Source organism: Thermomonas carbonis (assembly GCF_014396975.1).
Classification (GTDB): domain Bacteria; phylum Pseudomonadota; class Gammaproteobacteria; order Xanthomonadales; family Xanthomonadaceae; genus Thermomonas; species Thermomonas carbonis.
Genome location: NZ_CP060719.1, coordinates 626,750 through 650,348, shown reverse-complemented (window position 1 = coordinate 650,348; position 23,599 = coordinate 626,750). Strand labels below are relative to the sequence as shown.

Annotated in this window: 20 protein-coding genes and 1 pseudogene; 11 read left to right on the top strand and 10 right to left on the bottom strand. The window is 63.5% G+C overall.

Features of this window, described 5'->3' with window-relative positions:
* From H9L16_RS03095 to H9L16_RS03080, 4 genes are read left to right on the top strand one after another with little or no spacing between them, the layout of a single operon-like run.
* A complete protein-coding gene (locus H9L16_RS03095; protein WP_187553132.1) occupies positions 1-729 on the top strand; it encodes a flagellar motor protein MotB in 729 nt (242 codons plus the stop codon).
* Positions 726-2,450 carry an EH signature domain-containing protein gene (locus H9L16_RS03090; RefSeq protein WP_187553131.1) on the top strand — a complete coding sequence of 575 codons (1,725 nt, stop codon included), beginning with the start codon at positions 726-728 and terminating at the stop codon, positions 2,448-2,450. Before H9L16_RS03095 ends, H9L16_RS03090 begins: the two co-directional genes overlap by 4 nt.
* Positions 2,447-5,698: a DEAD/DEAH box helicase gene (locus H9L16_RS03085; protein WP_187553130.1), complete on the top strand. Its 3,252-nt coding sequence runs from the start codon at positions 2,447-2,449 to the stop codon at positions 5,696-5,698. Before H9L16_RS03090 ends, H9L16_RS03085 begins: the two co-directional genes overlap by 4 nt.
* Before the next feature lie 51 nt (positions 5,699-5,749).
* Positions 5,750-6,505, top strand: coding sequence for a type I restriction-modification system subunit M (locus H9L16_RS03080; protein WP_229796527.1), 756 nt, complete (start codon positions 5,750-5,752; stop codon positions 6,503-6,505).
* A gap of 363 nt (positions 6,506-6,868) precedes the next feature.
* Here H9L16_RS03080 and H9L16_RS03075 read toward each other — a convergent pair whose 3' ends face one another.
* From H9L16_RS03075 to H9L16_RS16480, 7 genes are all read right to left on the bottom strand, one after another.
* Positions 6,869-7,375 carry an EF-hand domain-containing protein gene (locus H9L16_RS03075; RefSeq protein ID WP_187553129.1) on the bottom strand — a complete coding sequence of 169 codons (507 nt, stop codon included), beginning with the start codon at positions 7,373-7,375 and terminating at the stop codon, positions 6,869-6,871.
* The gene (locus H9L16_RS03070) at positions 7,365-9,782 is read right to left on the bottom strand and encodes a heavy metal translocating P-type ATPase (protein ID WP_187553128.1); all 2,418 of its coding nucleotides are present in this window, start codon (positions 9,780-9,782) and stop codon (positions 7,365-7,367) included. Before H9L16_RS03070 ends, H9L16_RS03075 begins: the two co-directional genes overlap by 11 nt.
* A complete protein-coding gene (locus H9L16_RS03065; RefSeq protein WP_187553127.1) occupies positions 9,779-10,177 on the bottom strand; it encodes a heavy metal-responsive transcriptional regulator in 399 nt (132 codons plus the stop codon). Before H9L16_RS03065 ends, H9L16_RS03070 begins: the two co-directional genes overlap by 4 nt.
* Positions 10,178-10,244: 67 nt before the next feature.
* Positions 10,245-10,835 carry a DUF411 domain-containing protein gene (locus H9L16_RS03060; RefSeq protein WP_229796526.1) on the bottom strand — a complete coding sequence of 197 codons (591 nt, stop codon included), beginning with the start codon at positions 10,833-10,835 and terminating at the stop codon, positions 10,245-10,247.
* A 56-nt stretch (positions 10,836-10,891) separates the two neighbouring features.
* Complete coding sequence (locus H9L16_RS03055) at positions 10,892-12,055, bottom strand: copper resistance protein B (RefSeq protein ID WP_187553126.1); 1,164 nt, start codon at positions 12,053-12,055, stop codon at positions 10,892-10,894.
* Positions 12,052-13,935 carry a copper resistance system multicopper oxidase gene (locus H9L16_RS03050; protein WP_223158166.1) on the bottom strand — a complete coding sequence of 628 codons (1,884 nt, stop codon included), beginning with the start codon at positions 13,933-13,935 and terminating at the stop codon, positions 12,052-12,054. The genes H9L16_RS03055 and H9L16_RS03050 overlap by 4 nt, the downstream gene beginning before the upstream one ends.
* A gap of 101 nt (positions 13,936-14,036) precedes the next feature.
* A complete protein-coding gene (locus H9L16_RS16480) occupies positions 14,037-14,390 on the bottom strand; it encodes a CopL family metal-binding regulatory protein (protein ID WP_425507251.1) in 354 nt (117 codons plus the stop codon).
* A 369-nt stretch (positions 14,391-14,759) separates the two neighbouring features.
* Between H9L16_RS16480 and H9L16_RS16085 the strand changes: the two genes are divergently transcribed.
* From H9L16_RS16085 to bfr, 6 genes and pseudogenes are all read left to right on the top strand, one after another.
* Positions 14,760-15,335 carry a hypothetical protein gene (locus tag H9L16_RS16085; protein WP_233449405.1) on the top strand — a complete coding sequence of 192 codons (576 nt, stop codon included), beginning with the start codon at positions 14,760-14,762 and terminating at the stop codon, positions 15,333-15,335.
* Positions 15,272-15,889: a hypothetical protein gene (locus tag H9L16_RS16080; protein ID WP_233449404.1), complete on the top strand. Its 618-nt coding sequence runs from the start codon at positions 15,272-15,274 to the stop codon at positions 15,887-15,889. The genes H9L16_RS16085 and H9L16_RS16080 overlap by 64 nt, the downstream gene beginning before the upstream one ends.
* 200 nt (positions 15,890-16,089) lie before the next feature.
* Positions 16,090-16,584, top strand: a complete 495-nt coding sequence (locus tag H9L16_RS16475; RefSeq protein WP_187553124.1) for a putative molybdenum carrier protein — start codon at positions 16,090-16,092, stop codon at positions 16,582-16,584.
* A gap of 267 nt (positions 16,585-16,851) precedes the next feature.
* Positions 16,852-17,210 (top strand): annotated as a pseudogene (queD, locus tag H9L16_RS03030) (6-carboxytetrahydropterin synthase QueD).
* Positions 17,211-17,285: 75 nt separating this feature from the next.
* Complete coding sequence (locus H9L16_RS03025; RefSeq protein ID WP_187553123.1) at positions 17,286-17,489, top strand: (2Fe-2S)-binding protein; 204 nt, start codon at positions 17,286-17,288, stop codon at positions 17,487-17,489.
* Between the two features lie 166 nt (positions 17,490-17,655).
* Positions 17,656-18,129, top strand: coding sequence for a bacterioferritin (gene bfr, locus H9L16_RS03020; RefSeq protein WP_187553122.1), 474 nt, complete (start codon positions 17,656-17,658; stop codon positions 18,127-18,129).
* Positions 18,130-18,141: 12 nt separating this feature from the next.
* Here bfr and H9L16_RS03015 read toward each other — a convergent pair whose 3' ends face one another.
* From H9L16_RS03015 to H9L16_RS03005, 3 genes are all read right to left on the bottom strand, one after another.
* A complete protein-coding gene (locus H9L16_RS03015) occupies positions 18,142-20,355 on the bottom strand; it encodes an ATP-binding protein (protein WP_425507250.1) in 2,214 nt (737 codons plus the stop codon).
* A 50-nt stretch (positions 20,356-20,405) separates the two neighbouring features.
* The gene (locus H9L16_RS03010) at positions 20,406-22,109 is read right to left on the bottom strand and encodes an EAL domain-containing protein (RefSeq protein ID WP_187553121.1); all 1,704 of its coding nucleotides are present in this window, start codon (positions 22,107-22,109) and stop codon (positions 20,406-20,408) included.
* 88 nt (positions 22,110-22,197) lie between these two features.
* Positions 22,198-22,779, bottom strand: coding sequence for a DUF4126 domain-containing protein (locus tag H9L16_RS03005; protein ID WP_187554020.1), 582 nt, complete (start codon positions 22,777-22,779; stop codon positions 22,198-22,200).
* 101 nt (positions 22,780-22,880) lie between these two features.
* Between H9L16_RS03005 and H9L16_RS03000 the strand changes: the two genes are divergently transcribed.
* Positions 22,881-23,597, top strand: coding sequence for a DUF6776 family protein (locus H9L16_RS03000; RefSeq protein ID WP_229796523.1), 717 nt, complete (start codon positions 22,881-22,883; stop codon positions 23,595-23,597).
* Positions 23,598-23,599: the final 2 nt, after the last annotated feature.

The window sequence follows — 23,599 nt, the reverse complement described above, 5'->3', positions numbered from 1 at the left end:
ATGCTCGGGACCATCAACCGGAAGCGATCGCGAGGGAAATCGGATGGCGAAAAGCCATTCTGGATCTCCTATGCCGACCTCATGACCGCAATGATGACGCTGTTCCTGGCGGCAATGGCTGTCACCATGGTGGCGATAACGCGCGACGTGCAGCAGGAGAAGGCGAAAGAAGTGGTTCGCGCCGAAGAGATTCGGGAGATGTGCAAAGAGCTTGGAGAGGCCTTCAACACACATCCGCATATCCGCGTGGACTGTGCCGACAACCGAATCAGCTTCGGCGAAGCAGGGCGTTTCGCACACAACGACTACCACCTGCCCCCGGAGGTTGGCGCGTCATTGGCTGATCTGGTGCCAGTGGTGCTGAAGTCGGCCGACGGCGAGTTGGGCCGAAAGTGGCTCAAGCAGATCATCATCGAGGGCTTCACCGATACCGATGGCTCCTATCTTTACAACCTCGACCTGAGCCTCCGTCGATCGGAGTGGGTCATGTGCATGCTGCTCGACCCAACGAAGAACATGCAACTTGATCTTTCGCCTCAACAACTGCAGCGCGTGCGAGACCTTTTCCTGGCGGGAGGTGTTTCCTTCAACAACGCCAAGGAAAACAAGGATGAAAGTCGACGGGTCGAACTGAGACTTCAGTTCTACGGCTTGGATGAACCTGGTGGTCTGGGTAATGACCGACCAAAATTCCGTTCACCGACTGAAGATCGGTGCATGCTGCAATGAGTTTTGCACAAGGCATCGAAAGTGCGCTGTCCCGACAATTGCAGGAGCTTGCAACGGGTACGTGCCAAATTGCGGAGCCCCGTGAGCTGCGCCGAGTGGTCCAAGCTGTTCGGGAGCGATATGGCGGTGGCAAGGCAGGAATTGCGACTCCAGACCGGCTAGAGGCAGCAGTGGTTGCCCTCAGTCGTGGCCGGACACCATCCAAACGACAGCTCCTTTTCCTTGCCCATGGATTTTCTCGCCCTACTCGCGCATTGGGGGGGCTCTCGGTTCTCGACTCTGTTCCAGGAGCGGCCTTGTTAGGGCGGTGGGAGGCTCAAGCCCAAGATGGGCGTATGTCTCCCATGCACTGGAGGGGCTTGTTCCGCTCGTTCCTGCAAGCTGCGCCAGGTCCGGGCGCAGAACGACTGCGTCGCCTCTTGTCCCAAGCCGCTAAGTCGCTTGCAGAGTCTTGGCTAAGGCCACCCCTTTGGTGGGAAGCGTTAGGCAGGCACGAATCCCTATTGGGAACCTCGCCCTGCCGTGCCTACATGGAAGAAATGATCGACGAGGGGACAGAGCTACTAGATGACCTTCGTGCCAACACCGATGTGCCTCCAGGAAGTTGGTTCTGGACGGAGCTGGTCAAAACAATGAGAGCGGGTCTGGAAGGCCTGACCGACACGGCCTTTCGTTCCAAGATCCCTTACCTCTTGCGTTTGCCTGGCCGTATTCCAGGGTCACTGAACGACATCCTCGCCGCCGTGCTTGCCCGCTACGCACAGTGCGAGAACCATTCACGACATCCTGAGCTCCTCCAGTTCGCCTTGGAGTCATGGCGGAGCCCGCAACTCCGTACAAACAATCTCTGGGAGTTGGCTGGCACTGCTGCCAAGCAAATGGTGTGCGGCTGGCTTGCACAGGAGGATCTGGAAGATTTCTATCAGGTCTGCCGGGGGCACGCCCAGGTCGATCAACGACGACTGAAATTCTGGCTCCGCTTCACGGGACAGATGGACTACACCCAGATTTTGCTGGGAGGGGAGATTCGCTACAGCCGTAATACGGATGTAAGGGACTTCATTGCAAAGAAGAAGGACCGTATTGGAAACCTTACGTCGGGCCCCGCATCGAACAATGCAATTCTGATGCAGATCGGTGGCTGGGTATTCGTAGAGTTCTCAGAGACAGGCAACGCCTGCTATGGCTATCCAGTGTCAGGGGCCAACATCAATTTGGGCCGCCGTGACTATTCGATTCTTGACTTGAAGCAAAGGGTGACGGCTTCGAGCTGGTTGACGCACATGGACGGACACTTGTCATGGGAAGAAAAGTTCCTAGCTGAGCTTCGAGCTAAGGGCGTCTTTCCTGATAGTCAGGCGAGCCGCCCAGCGAGCCGACAACAAGCAACGGCTACGCAATCTGGCGCGCCTGCACAGCCTGTCGCGCCGCCGCTGCCATCCCCAACGCAGACAGGGTCAGTCACACGAGTTGCGTCGCAAACCAATTTTGACGCGAGGACACCACAAGCAGCAGTTGGGTCGCCAGACGAGATTCTTCGGAATGCCCGCGAGGAATTTTTGATGCGCTCACTTCGCGATATGAATGTGGAGATTGTTGACCATCGGGATAAAGGGGGCGCGCTTTGGGTTTATCCCAGGGTTCGCGCATTGCTACACACAGAACTCTTGGCGCTAGGGCTTCGCTACAAAGCCATCAAGAACGGGTACTACTTGCCATGAAGCTAACTTGGTCCAAGCCTGAGACTGGCATCCAGCCCTTGCTTACCTCTTCAGGTGTCCAGTATCGGTCTTCAGGCGACCAGCCGAATTGGTGGACAGAGCCGGGCAACCTTTCCGCCATCGATCAGGCAAGGGCGGCTTACCTCGAGCAGCTTATAAGTGAAGGTTTCGCAAGCGAGACGGGCGAAGTCATTGCCGTTTCGTGGGACGCGGTCTACCAGCTCTTGGAAGAAGAGAGTCACGCATCAAGTGTGGCCCTGCTGCAGTTGCCTGCCGTCGGCAAGTGGGTGCCGTGTCTTGAGAGCTTGGGCACGCCCTCAGAAGAGGATTTCGCGGTCTTCATCACCGCTTGGTGGACCGCGATGTCTGGGCAACGAACATTGCAGAGAGTCGGTGCAGCCATTCAGACGCCTGATGAGGTCTGGCTCGTCTCCGCGCCAACTTGGGCGCTTATTCAAGAAATCGATACGCTGCGGCGCGAAGGCTCAACGCTCGGCCCGAGCGGCCGTCTTGCTGTGTTGGGGCGTATCCAGAAGATGGCCCGCCGCGCCGATGGAAGGCTCGATGATTTCCTTGAGAGAACGCGCGTTGTCACGAGTGAAAAGGTCGGTATCGAACTCATGCGAGTGGATGTTGGTGATATCCCGGTGATCGAGGCCATCCCCACTCCTCGCGGTGCACCCGAGGGTTTTCTGGCGGCTTTCGACCGCTATGACTCGGTCAGACCACGGTATGACATCACCGAACCCGACGGCAGCCTTGTCCAGGTCGTTCCTACCCCTGCGGTCACCGCAGTCTTGTCCGCGGTCAAGAAGTGGCCTGGCAGACGATTGGCGTCGGCCGATGCGCGCATGTTTGTCCACAATCCCTATGCAGTCCTTGGCGAGGACGCCCATGCGGCCTTGGATGAAGAGGCGTTGACGCAGGCAAGGCAGGACACAGGGTTGCTGCCGTATCGCCTACGCTGCGTCTTGCATCCCGGCTCTCCTCCGCACATCGAACTCATCTCGCTGCACCCGGACGAAGCCACAGTTACCGAGCCTTTGGACATTGAGACAGCACAGTCGCTGCTGCAGGCCTCTGGTCTGTCGCGTGCCAAGGCGCTGCCGCTCTTCAATTGGGACGGTTTCGAAATCGAACTAAGCCCGACGACCGATGTTGCACTGGCCGAAATTGCCAAGTGGCTTGCAACCGCTGCCGTCCCTGCGGGCACGATTACCCTGGCTGAATTACTGGACTTGAGTGCGTACAGCCGTCGCGTGATTGGGATCGCCGAAGCGAAAGTGCAGGTCGTCCCCACAGTTAGAAGGAGAGATCAGAGCGGCGGTTGGCTACCTGACAACGTCACTCACGGACTTGTGACGGTGGATCCCCATACGGGGGCGGTTAGCACGCAGGATCTCTCTCCCGAAAATCTTCGGGGATTAGAAGAGGCCGTTGCTGCCGCGGAGCGTGAAGGCAACGAGGAAGTCGTTGTCCCCGGCCTTGGGCTGCCGCTCCCGATCGAGCAAGCCCGCAGTGTGATCGACGCCTTCACGCGGGCTGATATCGCCATTGGCGCCGGTAGGCACCCAGGCCAGACGAGTGATGCGCAGACTCGGAACAAGCACGCGACGCTTGAGATATTCCACAACATCGAACAGCTCGACTATGAGAAGGGGGCAGTCGAGTGGAGCGGTGATGCCGTGGGCGACTTGGTGCGAGCGAATGCCGTCCGCCCTGGCGTGTCGCTGCTACCGCACCAGGATGAAGGCGTTGCCTGGCTGCAGAATCGGTATGGTGCGCGCGCTTCAGGTGTTTCAGGCTGCCTTCTGGCTGACGACATGGGTCTGGGCAAGACGCTGCAATCCCTTTGCCTCATTGCATGGCACGTCGAGCGATCTGAGGATGCCGCACCGTGCCTTGTCGTCGCGCCGGTGTCGCTCCTGGAAAACTGGAAGGAGGAGATCCGCAAGTTCCTCGATTGGACAGATGGAGACGTTCTCAGTCTCTACGGGCCTGAGCTATCCGCGTGCCGCTTGACCGCGTCTTCACTGGACCCCGAGCTCGTCGAGCTCGGCGTACGAAAGTTGTTGCGCCCGGGCTTTGAGCGTGGCCGAAAGGTTGTGCTGACGACCTACGAAACCCTGCGTGACTACGAGTTCTCGCTGGCGCGCGTTGGCTGGGGCATCGTGGTCTGCGACGAAGCACAAAAAATCAAGAATCCCGCTGCATTCGTCACCCAGGCTGCGAAGGCGCTTCGGGCGGACTTCCGGATTGCCTGCACCGGCACGCCAGTGGAGAACTCGCTGGCGGATCTGTGGTGCCTATTCGACTTCTTCCAACCAGGCTACCTGCGTTCCCTCAACGACTTCACAAAAACCTTCCGTACGGGCATTGAAGGTGAGGAGGCCGACAGGCAGGCGCTAGTCGCTACGTTGCGGCAGGCAATCCAGCCATGGGTTCTCCGCCGAATGAAGGCGGATGTCAGCAGAGACCTGCCACGGAAGATTGAGCAGGGAGCGGAGCCCTCCGGCAATGCGCTGGCCATGTCCCCTTTGCAATCGCGCCTGTACGCAAGCGCGGTCCAGGAGTACCACCGGGTCAAGGAGGCGGACCCTCGTTCCGCTGGCAACGCCATTCTTCAACTGTTGCATCGCCTCCGGATGATCTGTGCCAATCCAATGGCAGTCGCGCACGCGGACCATGAAAGCCGGCCGATCACCGAGCACCTGCAAGCGTCGCCCAAGCTACGATGGCTGCTCGAGCGGCTTGCTCACATCCAGTCGGCTGGTGAAAAGGCCATCGTGTTTACGGAGTTCCGCGATATCCAGCGGATTGTGCAAAAGTCGATCGCGCAGCGGTTTGGTTACCACGCGCAGGTCATCAACGGAAGTACCGAGGTCCGCGCGGGCAGTGACACCTCGAGGCAACGTCTGATCGACCGCTTCCAGCAGGCACCGGGTTTTGGGGTGATCATTCTGTCGACGACAGCGGTTGGCTTCGGGGTGAACATCCAGGCGGCTAACCATGTCATCCACTTCACCCGTCCATGGAATCCGGCCAAGGAAGACCAAGCCACCGACCGGGCCTACCGAATTGGCCAAGTCCGGGATGTGTATGTCGACTGCCCCACCGTGGTCGGCAGCGGATTCGAGTCATTCGAGCAACGGCTCGCTACCCTGCTGACTACCAAGCGCCAATTATCTTCGGACATGCTTGCCGGTACTCAAGAAGTCACCGCCAGCGAGTTTGCCAGCCTTGTTTAAGCCCGGGTTGCTGGTGGCCAGTAACCCAATGAACCAAGAGACCGAAATCACGTGATCACCGGCACCATAAAGAGCCAAGTCGACGCCATCTGGAACGCCTTCGCGGCAGGCGGCATCTCGAATCCCCTAGAAGTCATCGAACAGATGACCTACGTACTCTTCATCAAGCGGCTGGACGAACTCGAAACCGTCAAGGAAAAGAAAGCCAACCGCTTGAAGCGCGAGGTCGAGGATCCGATCTTTAACAGCAAGCAGCAGAAGCTGCGCTGGTCGGTGTTCAAGCAGATGGGTGACGCGGCCACCATGTACGACGTTGTGGCCAATAAGGTGTTCCCCTTCATCAAGAACCTCGGTGCGGAAGATTCGACCTACGCAACCCACATGAAAGATGCGCGCTTCACCATTCCGAATCCGGCGCTGCTGGCCAAAGTGGTGGACATGCTCGACGCGATCCAGATGGAGGACCGCGACACCAAGGGCGACCTGTACGAGTACATGCTGGGCAAGATCGCCTCAGCCGGACGCAATGGCCAGTTCCGGACTCCTCGCCACATCATCAAGCTGATGGTCGACATGATGGCGCCAAAGCCGTCAGACACCATCTGCGATCCAGCCTGTGGCACGGCGGGCTTCCTGGTCGCCGCCAGCGAATACCTCAATACGCACCACCAGCAGGAAATCTACGCTGACAAGAAATCGGCGAAACGTTTCAACCATGATACGTTCCACGGCTTCGACTTCGACAGCACGATGCTGCGCGTGGGCAGCATGAACATGTTTCAGGCGATGCGGAGTTCGAATACGTGATCTTCAGCGGCTATGGCATGTGGACGATCGAGTCGCTATTGGAACGGGCTGGGCAGGTGTAGCTACCTTCCGCCTCTGCGTAGTCAGCAGTTGTGTTGCGGGAATCCTACAAAACTGCTGCGACGTCCGACGCGCGTCAACCGGGGTGTCCGCTTTCGACCCAAAGCGGACATAGAGGCGCTTCGAAAGGGTAAGCCGCGGAGGGCGATCATCCTCGCCCAAACTAATGGCACCCTTAGCCGCTTATGAGGGCAAGTCTTCCACACCGTCCTAGGGGGCTTATGTCCCTTCGAGGTGTGCTATTCCATAGGCCCACTTTGCATGGGGCGGACGGTGTTTGGCACCGCCCGCTGAGTTCAGGCGTTACAGACCGTGGGCCGCCGCTTCCTTGGAGCTTAGATAGCCATTCTTGTCGGCATCGAGCATGGCGAAGTGCGCCGCCATCGGATGCTTGGCCATCTCCGCCTTGGACAGCTTGCCGTCCTTGTTGCTATCCAGTTTCTGGTAGGTAGTGCTCGCTGCGGACGGCGCGTGCCCGGCGTGATCCATGGCGTGATGCTCTTTGCCATCGTGCTTCATGGCGTTTTTGCCGTGATCCATGTGCATGCCGCCATGCTCCATCGACATTGTTCGGTGGTGCTCGACAAACTCGGCGCGGCTGAGGCTGCCGTTCTTGTTGGTGTCGATCTTGTCGAACATCGTGTTTGCCATCTTGGCCCGCGCCTCGGGCGTCGCCGGCATCTGCATGGACGCGTGGTCCATTTTCATCTTGCTGTGGTCCATCGGCTTAGACGCGGTTTGAGGACCGGCGTGGGCGTTGGATGCCAGCAGCAGGGTCGCGGCGAGGGCGATCGAAGTTTTAACGTTCATGTTGGAACTCCTGTGGAGCGAGCCTGTGGGGGGTTGGCGCTGGGCCCGGGCTCTCGGGGGAGGCGTCTTCTGGAAGGCGTGTCTTGGCCAGTCGCAGGGCATTGCCGACGACTGATACCGAACTCAGGCTCATCGCCAGGGCGGCGATCATCGGGCTGAGCAGCAGGCCGAACACCGGGTATAGCAGGCCGGCTGCGATGGGGACGCCAATGGCGTTGTAGAGGAAGGCGAAGACGAGGTTCTGGCGCATGTTGCGCACAGTGGCCTCGGACAGTGCGCGGGCACGCAGGATGCCGCGCAGGTCGCCCTTCACCAGCGTTACCTGGGCGCTGGACATGGCCACGTCGGTGCCGGTTCCCATGGCGATACCGACATCGGCGCTCGCCAGCGCAGGCGCATCGTTGATGCCATCCCCGGCCATCGCGACCTTGTGGCCCTCCGACTGCAAGCGCTTGACCAGCGCGGCCTTGTCTTCCGGCTTCACCTCACCGTGGACTTCTTCGATGCCAAGCGCGCGCGCCACGGCTTGCGCGGTGGTCGCGCCGTCGCCGGTCGCCATCACCACGCGCAGTCCGCTGGCCTGCAGCGCGGCGATTGTGGGTTTTGCCGAAACCTTGATCGGATCGGCCACCGCCAGCAGCCCCAACAACTGGCCATCGCCGGCGAGGAACATCACGCTGGCGCCATCGGCGCGCAGGCCTTCGGCTTCTGCGGTGAGCGAGGCCACGTCGATGTTGTTGACGTCCATCAATGCACGGTTGCCGAGCAACAGCGCACGCCCGTCGACCGTGCCGCGGACGCCCGACCCGGTGACCGAATCGAAGTCCTGCACCGTCGACAGACCAATTGCGCGTTGGCGGGCTTCGGCGACGATGGTTTCGGCTAGCGGATGTTCGCTGCCCTGGTCCAGGCTCGCGCCCAAACGCAGGACTTCAGCGGGATCGTTTCCGGCCGCGCCGATCACCGTGCGGAAGCTCGGTTTGCCCTCGGTCAGGGTCCCGGTCTTGTCCACCACCAGCGTATCCAGCGTGCGGAAGCGTTCGATTGCTTCGGCATCGCGGAACAGCACGCCAGCCTGCGCGGCGCGACCAGTGGCGACCATGATCGACATCGGCGTAGCCAGCCCCAGTGCGCACGGGCAGGCGATGATCAACACCGACACTGCATTGAGCACCGCCCAGGTCCAGGAGGGTTGCGGCCCCCACAGGCCCCAGGCGAAGAAGGTCGCGACCGCGGAGGCGAGCACTGCCAGCACGAACCAATAGGCGACCTTGTCGGCCATGCGCTGCATTGGCGCGCGCGAGCGCTGCGCTTGCGCCACCAGTTGCACGATGCGCGAGAGCACGGTGGACGAACCCACCTGGTCGGCACGGATCAGCAGGGCGCCGGTGCCGTTCTGGGTGGCGCCAATGACGGTATCGCCCACGCCCTTGCCGACCGGCATTGCTTCACCGGTCAGCATGGATTCGTCGACGCTCGAACGGCCCTCGACCACGCTGCCATCGACCGGCACTTTTTCGCCGGGCCGCACTCGCAGCAAGTGGCCCACGTGCACGTGGTCCAGTGGGATGTCCTCCTCCGTTCCGTCATCGTTGACCCGTCGCGCAGTCTTGGGTGCCAGTCCCAGCAGCGCCTTGATCGCGGCACTGGTCTTCGAGCGGGCACGCAATTCAAGCAACTGGCCGAGCAAGGTCAGCGAGACGATCACCGCGGCGGCCTCGAAGTACACGCCCACGCGTCCGTGGTCACGGAAGGAATCGGGAAACAGACCTGGCGCCAAAGTGGCGACCACGCTATAGCCGAACGCCGCCGCCACGCCGATGCCGATCAGCGTCCACATGTTCGGGCTGCGGTTGCGGATGGATTGCAGGCAGCGAACGAAGAACGGCCAGCCCGCCCACAGCACCACGGGCGTGGTCAGGGCTAACTCGATCCACGTGCGTGTGGCGGTGGGCAATGCGGGCAGGGAATGGCCGAACATTGCGAGAAGCAGGACCACCACGCTCAGCGGAAGGGTCCACCAGAAGCGACGACTGAAATCGCGCAGTTCCGGGTTCTCCTCCTCGTCCAGGCTGGGCATCTCCGGCTCAAGTGCCATTCCGCAGATCGGGCAGGTGCCCGGCCCCTGCTGGCGGATCTCGGGATGCATCGGGCAGGTGTAGGTGGCATCGATTGCCGGGGCAGCCACGTGCGCGACAGGAGCCGAGGCCTCGCCATTCGTCGCGGCTGTCCGGTCGAGGTAGTGCAGCGGGTTGGCGATGAATTTCTCGCGGCAGCCGGTGCTGCAGAAGTGGTATGAGTTGCCAGCATGGATTGCGGAACCACCCTTTGCAGTCACCGGGTCTACGGTCATGCCGCAGACGGGATCGCGCGTCGGATTGCCAGCAGCGTGGTCATGAGTGCTCATGTGCGGTCCTCCGACAGGGCTGCAAGGATCGGGCAGCGGTCCAGTGCGCCGTGCCCGGGACAGGCAGTGACCAGGCTTTTCAGGGCCTCACGGATGCGGGTGAGTGAGTGGATTCTTTCCTCCACGTCTCGCAGCTTCGCCTGGGTCTGTGCATTCAGTGCGGCCATATCGTCCCCGGACATGGCAGTCAGGCTCAGCAGGTCGCGGATCTCGTGCAAGGTGAACCCGAGGCCCTTGGCGCGACGCATGAAACGCAGCCGATCCACGTCCGCGTCCACGTAGTCCCGGTAGCCGGAAGCCCGCCGGATCGGCGGTGGAATCAAGCCCTCGCGCTCGTAGTAGCGCACCGTGTCGATGGGGACATCGGCCCGCTTTGCCAGTTCGCCGATCTTCATGGGTTCACCTGTGAAATGTGCCGGTGAGTGGGACTGTGCACCCTTCACCAAGGTCCAGAGTCAAGCGTCAGCGACCGTGCCGAGCAAATGGATGGCTTCGGCCGTCCGGTGCCACCAGCTCCACCGTGTAGGGCTGCACCGTGCCATCCGGAACCTCCATGCCAGGCGACCCGATCGGCATCCCTGGCAGCACCAAGCCCTTCCCCTTCGGACGTTCGACGAGCAGGCGCTTGATGTCGTCCGCAGGCACGTGGCCTTCCACCATGTAGCCCCCGACCTCCGCGGTATGGCACGAGCCCTTTCCATCGGGCACGCCGAGCCGCTCCTTGATGGGGTTCAGGTCTTCGGTCTCGTTGACGCGAACGGTAAAGCCGGCCCCGCGCAGGTGATCGACCCAGGCGCCGCAGCAACCACAGCTCGCACTCTTGTGCACCAGCACGGGGGGGAGCACGTCGGCAGCGGCCAAGGCTGCCGTGGGCGTGGATGTCGCGGGCGTTGCGGACAATTTCTTTGTCGTCGGCGCATGCGTGGAGATGGGCTTGTTCTGGTCGGGCGCCGAAGCGATGCCCCCAGGGTCGGCTTGGCAGGACGTCGCCATCAGTGTGCAGCCGACAGCCAACAGCACGTTGAACGGAATTGATCGGGACTCGAAGCGCATGTGACGTTCCTCGGGTTTGATGAAGTTGTGTGAGGTGCAGGCAGCGTGGGAGCGGGTCAGAACCACACGCGCACGCCGGCCACCACGCGGGTGTCCGCTGCGCCGTGCCCCGCGTTGCGACGAAAGTCGGCGGTGTCGCCAAAGGCGCGGTCGTGCTCGAGGCCGATGTAGGGCGCGAACTGACGTGTGACCTCGAACCGCAGTCGGGCACCAAACTCGACTGTCGAGAGACCGGCGCCAATACCCGCCAGTGGATCTGCCTTGCCATGAGCATTTGCCTCCGCCCGCCACTGCAGGATCAGGCGGTTGGTCAGCAAGGTGTCGTACTCGGCTTCCGCACGCAGCGCCGTGCGACCGCCCTGGCCGATGTAGGCGGTGGCCGCCACCTCGAACTTGTAAGGCGCCAGCCCCTGCACACCGAACGCTGCCCAGGTGCGCGAAGGGCCTTCGCCCACTTCCTGACGCACCCCGGCCAACACGTCCCACCACGCCCGCACGCTGCGGCCATACAGCACTTCAACATCGCCGTGTTCGATGCGGCCATCGACGGACTCGCCCTCGCTGCGCAGCCAGACACGCTGGATGTCGCCACCGATCCAGCCCAATGCTTCCCATCCCAGCGCGGTGCCGTCATCGGCGTCGGAAACCTCCAGACGGTCCAGCAGCCAGTAGCTGTTGGTGCTGGTGCCGTGTTCGTGGTGCGTGTGCACCGCGGGGAAAGCGGCCTCGCGGTCGGCTTGGGTTACGAGCGGAATTGGCGTGACGGACGTGGAAGGCGCGTGATCTATCTTCGAATGGTCCATGCCTTCCATGTTCGAGTGGTCCATGCCCTCCATCTTCGAGTGATCCATGTCCTCCATCTTCGAGTGATCCATGTCCTCCATCTTGGAATGGTCCATGCCCGTCATCACGGGGGACTCCATCTTCGAGTGATCCATTCCTTCCATTTTCGAATGGTCCATCGTGGAATGATCCACTGCGGCAGGCGCTGCCTCCGGCGTCGCGGTCTTGCGAACGGGTTGCGTTGCTTTGGCAGGGGCCTTGGCCGCAGGTGGCCTCGGTGTTTCAGCAGGCTTCGCGGGAGGCGGCTTCTGTTCGGTGGTCGTGGCAGCTGGCTTCGTGGGCGTCATCGCATGCCCCTCGTGCTGGGCGCGAGCCGGTGACGGCGCAGCGATCGCGAAGACAATCCCAATCGGAAGAATCAGGCGCATGGCGTTCATTCCTCCACCCGCACTTCCCGGAACATGCCGGATTCCATGTGGAAGAACAGATGGCAGTGGTAGGCCCAGCGCCCCAGCGCATCGGCGCGCACGCGATAACTTCGCTTGCTTCCCGGCGGCATGTCCACGGTGTGCTTGCGCACCTGGAAATTGCCGTCGGCGTCTTCCACGTCGCTCCACATCCCGTGCAGGTGGATGGGGTGGCTCATCATGGTGTCGTTGACCAGCACGATGCGCAGGCGCTCGCCATAGGTCATGCGCAGTGGTTCTGCCTGGGCGAACTTGAGCCCGTCGAACGACCACGCGAACTTCTCCATGTGCCCGGTCAGGTGCAGCTCAACCGTGCGGCCCGGCTCGCGGCCGTCCGGGTCTGCGAAGGTGCTCCTGAGGTCTGCGTAGGTCAGCACGCGACGGCCGTTGTCGCGCAGGCCGATCCCGGGATCATCCAGCTTCGGCGTGGGCGACATGGTCTGCATGTCCACCAGCGGGTTGTTGGTCTCGCTTGCCGGGTGCGTTTGCATGCCACCGGCGCCATGGTCCATGCCGACCATCGCGCCTGCGCCTGCGCCTGTGGCCATGGCGTGGCCTGCGTGGGGATCTGCGGAGGGGGATGACGGCGGCGGAGTGCCCGGCATCGCGTGACCCGCATGCGGAGCCGCGGCGGCAGCGGGTTGCGAGGACGCCATCGCATCCATGTCGTGGCCCGCATGCATGTCGCCATGGCCCATGTCGGCCATGCTCATGATCGGGCGGGGATCCAGAGGGGGGATCGGTGCGCGCAGACCCTCGCGCACAGCGAGGGTGCCGCTGACATATCCCGTGCGCGCGCTGTCCTGGGCGAAGACGGTGTAGGCGTCCTGTCCGCCGGGCTGCACGATGACGTCGTACGTTTCTGCGGCACCAATCCGAAGCTCATCCACCGTGACCGGATGCACCGGCTGGCCGTCGGCGGCGACCACGGTCAGTTTCAGTCCGGGGATGCGCACATCGAAATAGGTCATCGCCGAGCCATTGATCAAGCGCAGGCGCACCTTGTCACCGGGGACGAACACGCCGGTCCAATTGCCTAGCGATGTGGTCCCGTTGAGCAGGTATGTGTAGGTCTGCCCGTTGACGTCGGACAGGTCCGTGGGGGTCATGCGCATCTGCCCCCACATCTTGCGGTCGGCCACGGTGGCAGGAAGGCCCTTGCGCTCGGCATCGCGCATGAAATCGCCGACGGTGCGCTGGTAGACGTTGTCGTGGCTGGCCATCTTCTTGAGCCGCGCGAACAACTTCGCCGGATCCATGTCGGTCCAGTCGGACAGCATCACCACGAAATCTCGGTCGCTGGCGATGGGGTCCGGCCCGGCCGGGTCGATCACGAGCGGCCCGTACATGCCGCCCTGTTCCTGGAAACCGGAGTGGCTGTGGTACCAGTAGGTGCCGGCCTGTTTGACGTCAAAGCGGTAGAGGTAGCTCTCGTCCGGGCGGATGCCATCGAAGCTCATCCCCGGCACGCCGTCCATGTTCGCGGGCAGCACGAGGCCATGCCAGTGGATCGACGTGTCCGGGCCATGGATGGATCCGCGCGGCAGGTCGTTGCGCACGCGCAAGGTAACCGTGGTGCCTTCCTTCCAGCGCAGCAGCGGACCGGGCAGCGTGCCGTTGATGGTCACGGCAGGGCGGGTTTGCCCGGTGTAGTTGACCAGGGTCTCGCCGACGCTGAGGTCGAGCTCGGTTCCTCGCAGCACCGGCATCTTCCGCGACTGCTGTGCCCAGCCCGTCTGTGGCCATAGGCCCAAGCCGGCGACAGCACCTCCCGCGGCCAAGCCCTGGACGAAGCGCCGCCGCGACGGCATGGCGATGCCCGGCGACACGCCGGGATATTTGAATGACATGACTACTCCACATGGTTCAGTGACGGCCTTGAGTACAAGGCAGCTCCGGCATGGCAAAAAGGCTCATGCAAGGCAAACGGCGCCGCAGCGCCTGAGGTCACTTAGCCGATGGGAGGTCGAATGAAGTTGAGCAGCGCAGGTGTGGCATGGCCGACGGGCAAGGTAGTAGCCATTGCGGCGCGGCCCGGCACTGCGGTTAACACTGACAAGTCGAGAAGGGCCGCTTGCCCTATCTGCATGCACGGGCAAGTGCATGAGCCTTGCGCGCAGCAGTCTCTGTCACAGTCGGCAGGGTGCTGGGTTGCCGATGGGGGGAGCTCTACCGGTGCCGAGCGACTTGCTCCGTTGTCTGTGGCGTGGTCGCACGCGCTGGCGAGCTGCGGAGAAGCTTCAGCCATCGACATGGCAACATGCGCGGGCGCATCCAGCATGGCTGGCATTGCCACTGCGGCCATGGCGTTGCCGATCCCATTGAGGATCAGACAAAAGGCCAAAAGCAGGCGTAGGGCAGTGCGCGGCATGGTGACAGGGTACGACACGGCGCCGTCCTGCTTGGTGAATGAAGCGTTAGAGTGGGACAGGCTCGAAAGGTCTTGCCGGCGCGCCCGCCGCCGCTAACATTTCTAGCACCCAGGGCCTCGGCTCGCCCTTGAATGCAACGGGGGACTCCAATGGTGGAAGGAGCGGACTCCTGTGATGTCATCTGCAATACCAAGGATCCCGAGGAACTGAACCGGCTTTGCGCGTGTGCCTTGGTGGACGTTGGCCACGTCCGTGAATCATTAGGCATCAGTGCTCCCGGGGCCACAACCCAGGACCCGGGGTTGCATGCGCACCTGTTCTCGCCCTATGCGCTGTTTGTGCATCGGACTTCACTGGACCTCATGGGTGCAGTTGCGCAAGCCGTGTTCGAGATCGCGCGCAATCGGAAGTACGCCGAACACGTCCTGCGCTGGGCACCCAGCATTGCCCTGCATGACCCCGGCTCAAGTGGTGGGGTGCTGGGGCTGGACTTCCATCTCACCGTTGCCGGCCCGCGGCTGATCGAAATCAACACCAATCCGGGCGGGCTCTTGCTCAATACGCTCTTGGTTGATGCCGTTCAGTCCTGCGCGCCGACGGCCTGGGCGCCTTGGACAAGCGGAGCACGGGCGCGTGACGCCTCGGTGGCGGCGTGGCTGGACGATGCCCGTACGCAGTTGGGGCGGATGCCGACACGCGTGGCTATCGTGGATATCGCCCCAAGGAACAATTCCTGTATCCGGAGTTCGAGCTCTATGCCGCGGCATTCAAGGATCGGGGCGTCGACAGCGTTATTCGCGCACCCAACGCCCTCATGTTCGGGCCGAATGGACTGGAAGACGCGGATGGACGGATCGACGCCGTCTACAACCGACTGACCGACTTTGCGCTCGCCGAGCCAGTGGTTGAGCCACTGCGTCACGCTTATCTGGCACGCGCGATCGCGCTCACTCCGCACCCCAGGGCGCACGCCCTACTCGCAGACAAGCGCAACCTGATCCTGCTTGGCGACGCTCATATGCTGGGTAGTTGGGGAGTTGACCCCGCGTTGGCGCAGCGGCTCGCACAAGTGATTCCGACCACTGTCGAGGTCACCTCCGAAAACCGGGACGTGCTGTGGGATGACCGCGATGGATATTTCTTCAAACCGGCAGCCGGGTTTGGCAGCCGCGGAAGCTACCGTGGCTCCAAGCTGACCCGAAGAGTCTGGGACACGATGGTTTCGACGCCATACGTAGCTCAGGCCTTCGCACCACCCGGGGTGCGAATCGTGCATGGGGGTTCATCGCTCAAGGCAGACGTACGCTGCTTTGCAGCGGAATCGGGGGCGCTGTTGTTCGCTGCCAGGCTTTACCAGGGCCAGACAACCAACATGCGTACCCAGTACGGAGGATTCGCGGCTGTGCTGACTACACCAGCCTTGGATGAATGAATTAATTGGCGTTGCTCATCTTGTGCGCAGTTGATCAGAGCCAGGCCAAGGTACATTGGACCAGTCGAGCCTCTCTCCGCTGGCTGTGAACAGCGCTTTCGTTGAGTCCGCGGCCGAAAGCGGACGCTTGGTGATCGTCAACGCCGCACGATGCGCGCTCGGACACGCGGGCGGCACGGATACGAAGCAGTTCGGGACTTATGACGCTCCAAAGGATCATCAGCGGCGGGCAAACGGGGGCAGATCGCGGCGCTTTGGATGCTGCGCTCGAAGCAGGCTTTCCTTGTGGCGGCTGGTGTCCGGATGGTCGGAAGGCGGAGGACGGGCCCATCGACCCGCGGTACCCCGTGGAGGCGTTGCCTGGTGCCGGGTATCGCAAGCGAACCATTCGGAACATCCAAGACAGCGATGGGACGGTGATCTTCAGTCCTGGGGAGCCTGTCGGAGGCAGCGCTCTGACTTTCGCCCAGTGCGAGCGGTTGGGTAAGCCGTGCCTTGTGATCGACACGAGCCAGTACACGCCGACGCGCGCTGCAGAGGTCCTCGAGGGGACCTTACAACAGCGTCACATCCAAGTGCTCAACGTCGCCGGGTCAAGCGAGGGCCGGAATCCTGGTATCCAGACATACGTGCGGGAAACGTTCGGCGTGCTTTTGGGGAGCGGTCGCCGGAAAGAATCGTTAGTGGATCGCTGACCAAGATGAGTAGTGAGCCGCTCGGCTCGTGTGGAGGGCAATGCGAGCCCGTCGCGTCGAAGAGTTTGAAATGCGACAATCACTCGTCCGCCAAGCGGTCAAGGTTCGTTGCGCTGACGGTAGGTCTGGCGGTAACTCGAAGTTCTAATTCGGAAAAATCCTTTTGAATCAGGATGTTCCGGGTGGTATTCGGGAGCACCCATACCATCGGCGCAGCACGCAACCCCGCTCCTGGCGGGGTTTTTCGTTTCCACGTGGGATGCCGGCATGGACATCTTCAAGGTCTTTACCATCGAGGCCGCGCACCGGCTGCCCAATGTGCCCGAAGGCCACAAATGCGCGCGCGTGCACGGGCATTCGTTCCGCATCGAGCTGCATGTTTCCGGCGAGCCGGACCCGCACTTCGGCTGGATCATGGATTTTTCCGAGCTGAAGACCGCGTTCCAGCCGTTCTACGACCAGCTGGACCATCATTACCTCAACGATATCGATGGCCTGTCCAACCCACCAGCGAGCGCCTGGCCACGTGGATCTGGGAGCGGCTGAAGCCGGTGGTGCCCTTGCTGTCGGAGGTCGTGGTGCACGAGACCTGCACGTCCGGTTGTCGTTACCGCGGCCCGGCCTGAATACCCGCCGCTCCGACGATTGACAATCATTCGCGTTTGAGATCAAATCGCGTCATCGATCTTGCGAGTGGTGCGATGTACGTCTGCATCTGCAACGGTGTCACCGAACAGCAGGTCCGCGATGCCGCGGATGCCGGCTGTGCCTCGGTCGCCGAATTGACCATGCGCACCGGTGCCGGTGCCAACTGCGGCTCCTGCATCGGCCTGGCGACCGATCTGCTCGACGAACACCGCACGCGTCGCGCCTTGCCGCTGCCGATGCTGGCGCAGGCCGCCTGATCGAATCTTGCGCCGCGCGTTGTGCGGCAGCAACGGATCCAAGAAGACCGTATCCGCGGCAACCCGATCCGCAACAACGGGAGGCATGATGCGGACGATTCGCGTTCCGTCATCGACTGCCTGCAAGCGCTAAATTGCGCGCACTCCACGCAGACGGATTGCAGCCATGAAGGGCGACGCCAAGGTCATCGAATTCCTCAACAAGGCGCTCTACAACGAGCTGACCGCCATCAACCAGTACTTCCTGCACGCCAAGATGCTGAAGAACTGGGGGCTGAAGGAACTGGCCGAACACGAGTACCACGAGTCGATCGACGAGATGAAGCACGCGGACACGCTGTCCGAGCGCATTCTGTTCCTCGACGGCCTGCCGAACTTCCAGGCGCTGGGCCGCCTGCGCATCGGCGAGAACCCGCTGGAAGTCCTGCGCGCCGATCTGGCCCTGGAACTCGAGGCGATCCCGTTGCTGCGCGAGGCGATTGCGCATTGCGAAACCGTCAACGACTACGGCAGCCGCAAGCTGTTCGCCGACATCCTGGTGTCCGAGGAAGAGCACGTCGACTGGATCGAGACCCAGTTGTCGCTGATCGAGCGCATTGGCGAAGCCAACTATCTGGCGCAGCAACTCGACAAGAGCTGATTGCGCGGCGCGTCAGGCCTTGTCGAGCTGCGATTGCAGCGCGGCGCGGACCTGGGCGAATTCGCCGACGATGCGTGCCACCGCGGTGGCTGGCTGGCTCAGGGTGCCGTCGCGCGCGCCGTGTTCCAGATCGCGCGCGGCATCGGACAGGGTGGTTGCGCCGACATTCGCGCTGGACGACTTGAGCGTGTGCGCCGCCACCCGCAGCGCGATCGGATCGTTGCCGACCGCAGCCCGTTCCAGCTGGGCGATCAGGCGTGGCGCGTCTTCCAGGTAGACCGCAACGATCTTGTCGACTTCGCCGCCGAGGACTTCGCGCAATTCGTCGAGCACGGAGGCATTGATCACCGACGGAGAGCGGGCGGAGATCTGTTCGATCGGCGGCAAGGTGGCAGGCACCGCCAGGCTGACGCCGCGCCAGCGTTCGATGCAGCGCTCCAGGTCGTTGCGGGTGACCGGCTTGGCCAGGTAGTCGTCCATGCCGGCGTCGAGGCACTTCTGGCGGTCGCCGGCCATCGCATTGGCGGTCATCGCCACGATCGGCACCCGGTGGTCGGCGTTGCGCTGCTGTTCCAGCTCGCGCCAGCGACGGGTCGCGCTGTAGCCATCCAGCACCGGCATCTGGCAGTCCATGAGCACCATGTCGAAACCGCCGATTTCCAGTTTTTCCAGCGCCACCTGACCGTTGCCTGCGGTGTCGCATTCGGCACCAAGAACCTGCAGCAGGCGCTGCGCGACCATCAGGTTCACCGGGTTGTCCTCGACCAGCAGGATTCGCGCCTTGCGTTCCGGATCTGGTGCGGGCACCTTGACCGCGGGGGCCGGGTGCTGGTCGTGGCGCGCCCAGGACACGCCGGAGGCCGACAGCACCGAACGCAGGTCGGCATCTTCGGCATTGCGTGGGATCACGATCGCCGAGACCGGCAGGTCAAGCGAGGTGGCGTCATCGCCACGAAGATAGACCAGGCGCGCGTCGCCGTACTGGTTCTTGCGCTCCATGTTGCGTGACAGCGACACAGCGGTGCTGCGGATACTGCCGAGGTCGGCCAACACCACCGAATACGACCACGGCTCGCCCTGCGAGGACGCCTGGCGCAAGCGCTCCAGCGCGTCGTGGGTGTTCTCCACCGCCGTCACCCGCAGTCCCCAGTTGGGCAGCAGCAGGGTCAGGCGCATGCGCACGCGCTGGTCGGTGGTGATCAGCAACACGCGGCCGCCGTGCAGTTCCTCCGGCTGCGAGGGCATGTCGCCCTGCACCTTGAGCAGCGGGATCTCGAACCAGAAGGTCGAGCCATGACCGACTTCGGATTCCAGGCCGATGCGGCCACCCATCAGGGTCACGATGCGCCGGCAGATCGCCAGGCCCAGGCCGGTACCGCCGTACAGGCGGGTGGTGGAGGCATCCGCCTGGGTGAAGGCGCGGAACAGCTTCTCCTGGGCGGCGGGCTCGATGCCGATGCCGGTGTCCTGCACTTCGAAGCGCAACTGGTGCTGGGCGGCGGTTTCGCGCAGGCGCTTGACATGCAGGGTGATGCTGCCGCGCTCGGTGAACTTGACCGCATTGCTGATCAGGTTGCTGAGGATCTGCCGTAGCCGGACCGGGTCGCCGCGGACCGGCAGGCGCACCGAGGGATCGATGTTGAGCACCAGCCGCAGGCCCTTGGCCTCGGCGGTACGCTCCATCAGGGTCAGCACGCTCTGCATCAGTTCGCGCAGGTTGAAGCCGGTGGTTTCCAGATCCAGACGGTCGGCTTCCAGCTTGGAGTAATCGAGGATGTCGTCGACGATCCGCAGCAGTTGCTGCGCTGAGGCGGTGGCGGTGCGCAGCAGCTCGTGCTGGTCCGGGGCCAGCCGCGAATGCGACAACAGGTCCAGCATCGGCACGATGCCGTTGAGCGGCGTGCGGATCTCGTGGCTCATGGTGGCGAGGAATTCGCCCTTGGCCATCACCGCCGACTCCGCCGCCTGCTTGGCCTTGGTCAGCTCGTCCTCGAGCAGGGTGTGGCGGTCGATTTCCAGCTGCAGCGCGCTGATCTCGGCCGCACCGCGGCGGTTGAGATCGGTCTGGTCGTTGAGTTGGCGCTCGCGGCGATGTTCGGCGAACGCCATCGCGGTGCTGCCGAACAGGGCCAGGAACGCCAGCACCAGGCCGGTGCCCTGCCACGGACCCTGCACGCCCAACTGGGCAGCCAGCAACGACAGGGTGGCACCTGCAGCCGCGCCCAAGGCCAGCCAGCGGGCGGTGAGGAGGTTGAAGCCGCGTTCGTCGCCGGAAGTCACAAGGTTGCGTGCTGGAAGTCGAAGTCGAGGGCCTGCTCAGCCCGTTGTACCAGATTGCCCTGGATGAAATCGATGCCGCCCATCCATAGCGCGGCGGCCGCTTGCGGATCTTCCACCGCCTGGCCGATCACCTGCAGGCCCAATCGGTGGGCGCGGTCGATGACTTCGCGCATCTCGTCGCGCAGTTCCGGCGGCAGTGGCTGACGGGCGAAATCGGCGGCCAGGCGCAGGTAACCCAGCGGCAATTGCTGCAGGAGCATGTCGGCGTCGGCACTGTGGCGGTACTGGCTCAGGCAGAACTGCACGCCGGCGGGCACCATCCGTTCGCAGAACTGGCGCAGCAGCATCGAATGCACCAGCGCGTCGTCCAGGCGGATATCCAACACCAGCGACGTACCCTCCACGCTCGCCTGCTCCAGCGCATGCACCAGCCAGCCGGAGTAGGCGTCCTGCGCCAGCGTGCGCGGCGACTGCGAGACGAACAGGCGCATCGGCTTGCTCTCGGCGCGACGCTTCTGCAGCAGCACCAGCGAGCGCTCCATCACCCAGCGATCCAGCGCGGGCAGCAGCCCGGACGCTTCCGCCACTGGCAGGAAATCGCGTGCCATCTGTTCCACGCCCTGGGCATCGCGCATCCGCACCAGTACCTGGAACTGCGCGTCTTCGCCGCCGGCGACTGCGACGACCGGCTGGAAAGCCAGGTGGATCAGTTCGGCCTCGCCGGACAGCGAGGCGCGCAGGGCATCGGCGATCCCGCCAGTGGGCGGAGCGAGGTCCGGCGGTGGCACGTAGGCAGCGATGCCGATCACCTGCTCGCGTGCATTGCGCACCGCGTCCTCGGCCGCGGCCAGGACCGCGCCGGCATCGGCAAAACCATGCGACAACGCGGCGTGGCCGATCGCGCAACGCAGCCGCAGCGGTTCCTGCTCGACATGGAAATCGTGGTAACCGATGCCGTCGCGCAGGGTGCGCGCGTAGGCATCGAGCTGGCTGGCTTGCAGGCCGGGTGCCAGCACCAGGAAGGCGTTGTCGCTCAGGCGCGCGGCGGACTGGCCCTTGGCGATGGTGCCCAGCAGGCGGCCGGCATCGTTCATCAGCGATTCGAAGCCGGCGTAGCCGTAGCGGTTGCGCAAGGCAATGGCATTGCCCATCTCGACCAGCAGCGCACCGCCGGTGGTGGACGGGATGCTGGCGCCGAGTTTCTGCATCAACACCGGACGGGTGAACAGGCCGGTGACCGGATGGTGTTCGGGCTCGGACGGGACCTGCCGGGTCTGCGCGGCGCGCGAGCGGCGCACGCGGCTCTGCACCGCGGCGATGAGATGGCGCGGCCGCACCGGCTTGAGGATGAAATCGTCGGCACCGAGCTCAAGCACTTCCAACTGGCGCTCCGGATCCTGGTCGCCGGTCAGGAAGACCACCGGGATCTGTTCGAAGCGTGGATGTTCGCGGATCTGCACGGTCAGAGTGGTGCCGCTGGTGCCCGGCATGTGCAGGTCCATCAGTACCAGGTCGGGCGCGAACTGCTCCATCGTGGCCATCAGCCGTTCGGGAGCCGAGACGACCTCGGCCAGCATGCCGGCACCGCGCAGGATCGCTTCCGCGAACAGCGCCTGGCTGCGGTCATCCTCGACGATCACGACCCGGTAGGGATCGGTCTTGTCGGTATCGGTGGTCGCCGGTTCGGCGGACATGGTCATGGATTCCCCCTGGAGACACCGTTGCAAGCGGCGTCCATCGAACGATTCTGACGTGAAAGACAGTGGTTGCAGGCCATCATGCGAGTGCTCAAGCGGCCTGCGGGCGCGGTGCGCGGCGGAACAGCCGGCGCCACAACCACCACACGGAGAACGCGAACAGCAGGCTGATGGCGACCACGAGCGCCAAGGCCAGCCACGGATGCGTGAAGGCCAAGGCGAGGCCGCCAACGACCGCTGCGTCCTCGGTCACCGACGCAGTCCAGTTGCTGACCGGTTCGGGCGATGTGTTGAGCAGTGCGCGCGAGCCGGCCTTGATGACGTGGCTGGTCAGCGCCACGCCGGCACCGGTGGCCAGCATGCCGGCCCCGAGTTCGCCATCGGGCGACATCGCCGCGGCCGCCAGGAACGCCCCCACCGGCACCCGCAGCACGGTATGCAGCAGGTCCCAGATCGAATCCACGCCGGGGATCTTGTCGGCAAAGAATTCTGCGACGGCCAACGAGCCCGCCGTCCCCAGCACCCATGCCGACTGCGTGGCCTGCAGCGCATCCGGCAATTGCAGCCAGCCGAGCATGCCGGCCAGGCCCACGCCGAACACGGTCAGGTACACGCGCACGCCCGCCAGCCAGGCCAGCAGCACGCCGATGGCGAACAGGTGCGATTGTTCCAGCTCCATCCCGCGATCCATGCGACGCCCGGTGGCGCCTTCCTCCGCAGTCTATACGGCGCTGCGGCTTGACGCAGGCTCCGTGGCGGTGCGATACCGAGTGGATGTCGACCCCTCACGCCCCGCATCACCAGCGCGATAACGGCCATCCGCGCATGGCCCTGCTGTTGCTGGTGCTGGCCGCTGTGGCGTTCGGTGGTTGGGGCGCATGGCGCAGCTTCGGTCCGCAGCCCGCCAATGCCGGCGAGCGCCTGCGCGACCAAGGCGACCGCATCGAGGCGCTCGAACAGCAGGTCGCCACCTTGGGGCGATCCGACCAGATCAGCCGGCAGGCCAATGCCGACCTGCAGGGCACCCTGGCCGAGCGCGATGAAGAGATCGCCAGCCTGCGTGCGGATATCGCCTTCTACGAACGCTTCGTCGGCGCCACCGCCCAGCGCCACGGGTTGAGCCTGCACGAACTGGTGCTCGAGCCGCAGCGCGATCCCCAACTCTGGCATTTCGTCGCCACCCTGACCCAGAACCTGAACCGCGGCGCGGTCAACACCGGTCGCCTGCAGCTGTCGGTGGAAGCCAGCGAAGACGGGCGCATGCGCAAGCTGCCATGGAGCGAACTGCGCCAGCAGCAGGACGCGCCGGGCGTGGCCTATTCGTTCAAGTATTTCCAGCAGGTCGAGGGCGACATCGTGCTGCCGGTCGGGGTCAAGCCGGTGCGCCTGATCGTGCGGCTGGTGCCGGCGTCGGGGCCGCCGGTGGAGCAGAGCCTGACCTGGAGCGATGCGACCGCACCGGCCGCTGCCACCAAGCCGGTCGGCGACTGAAC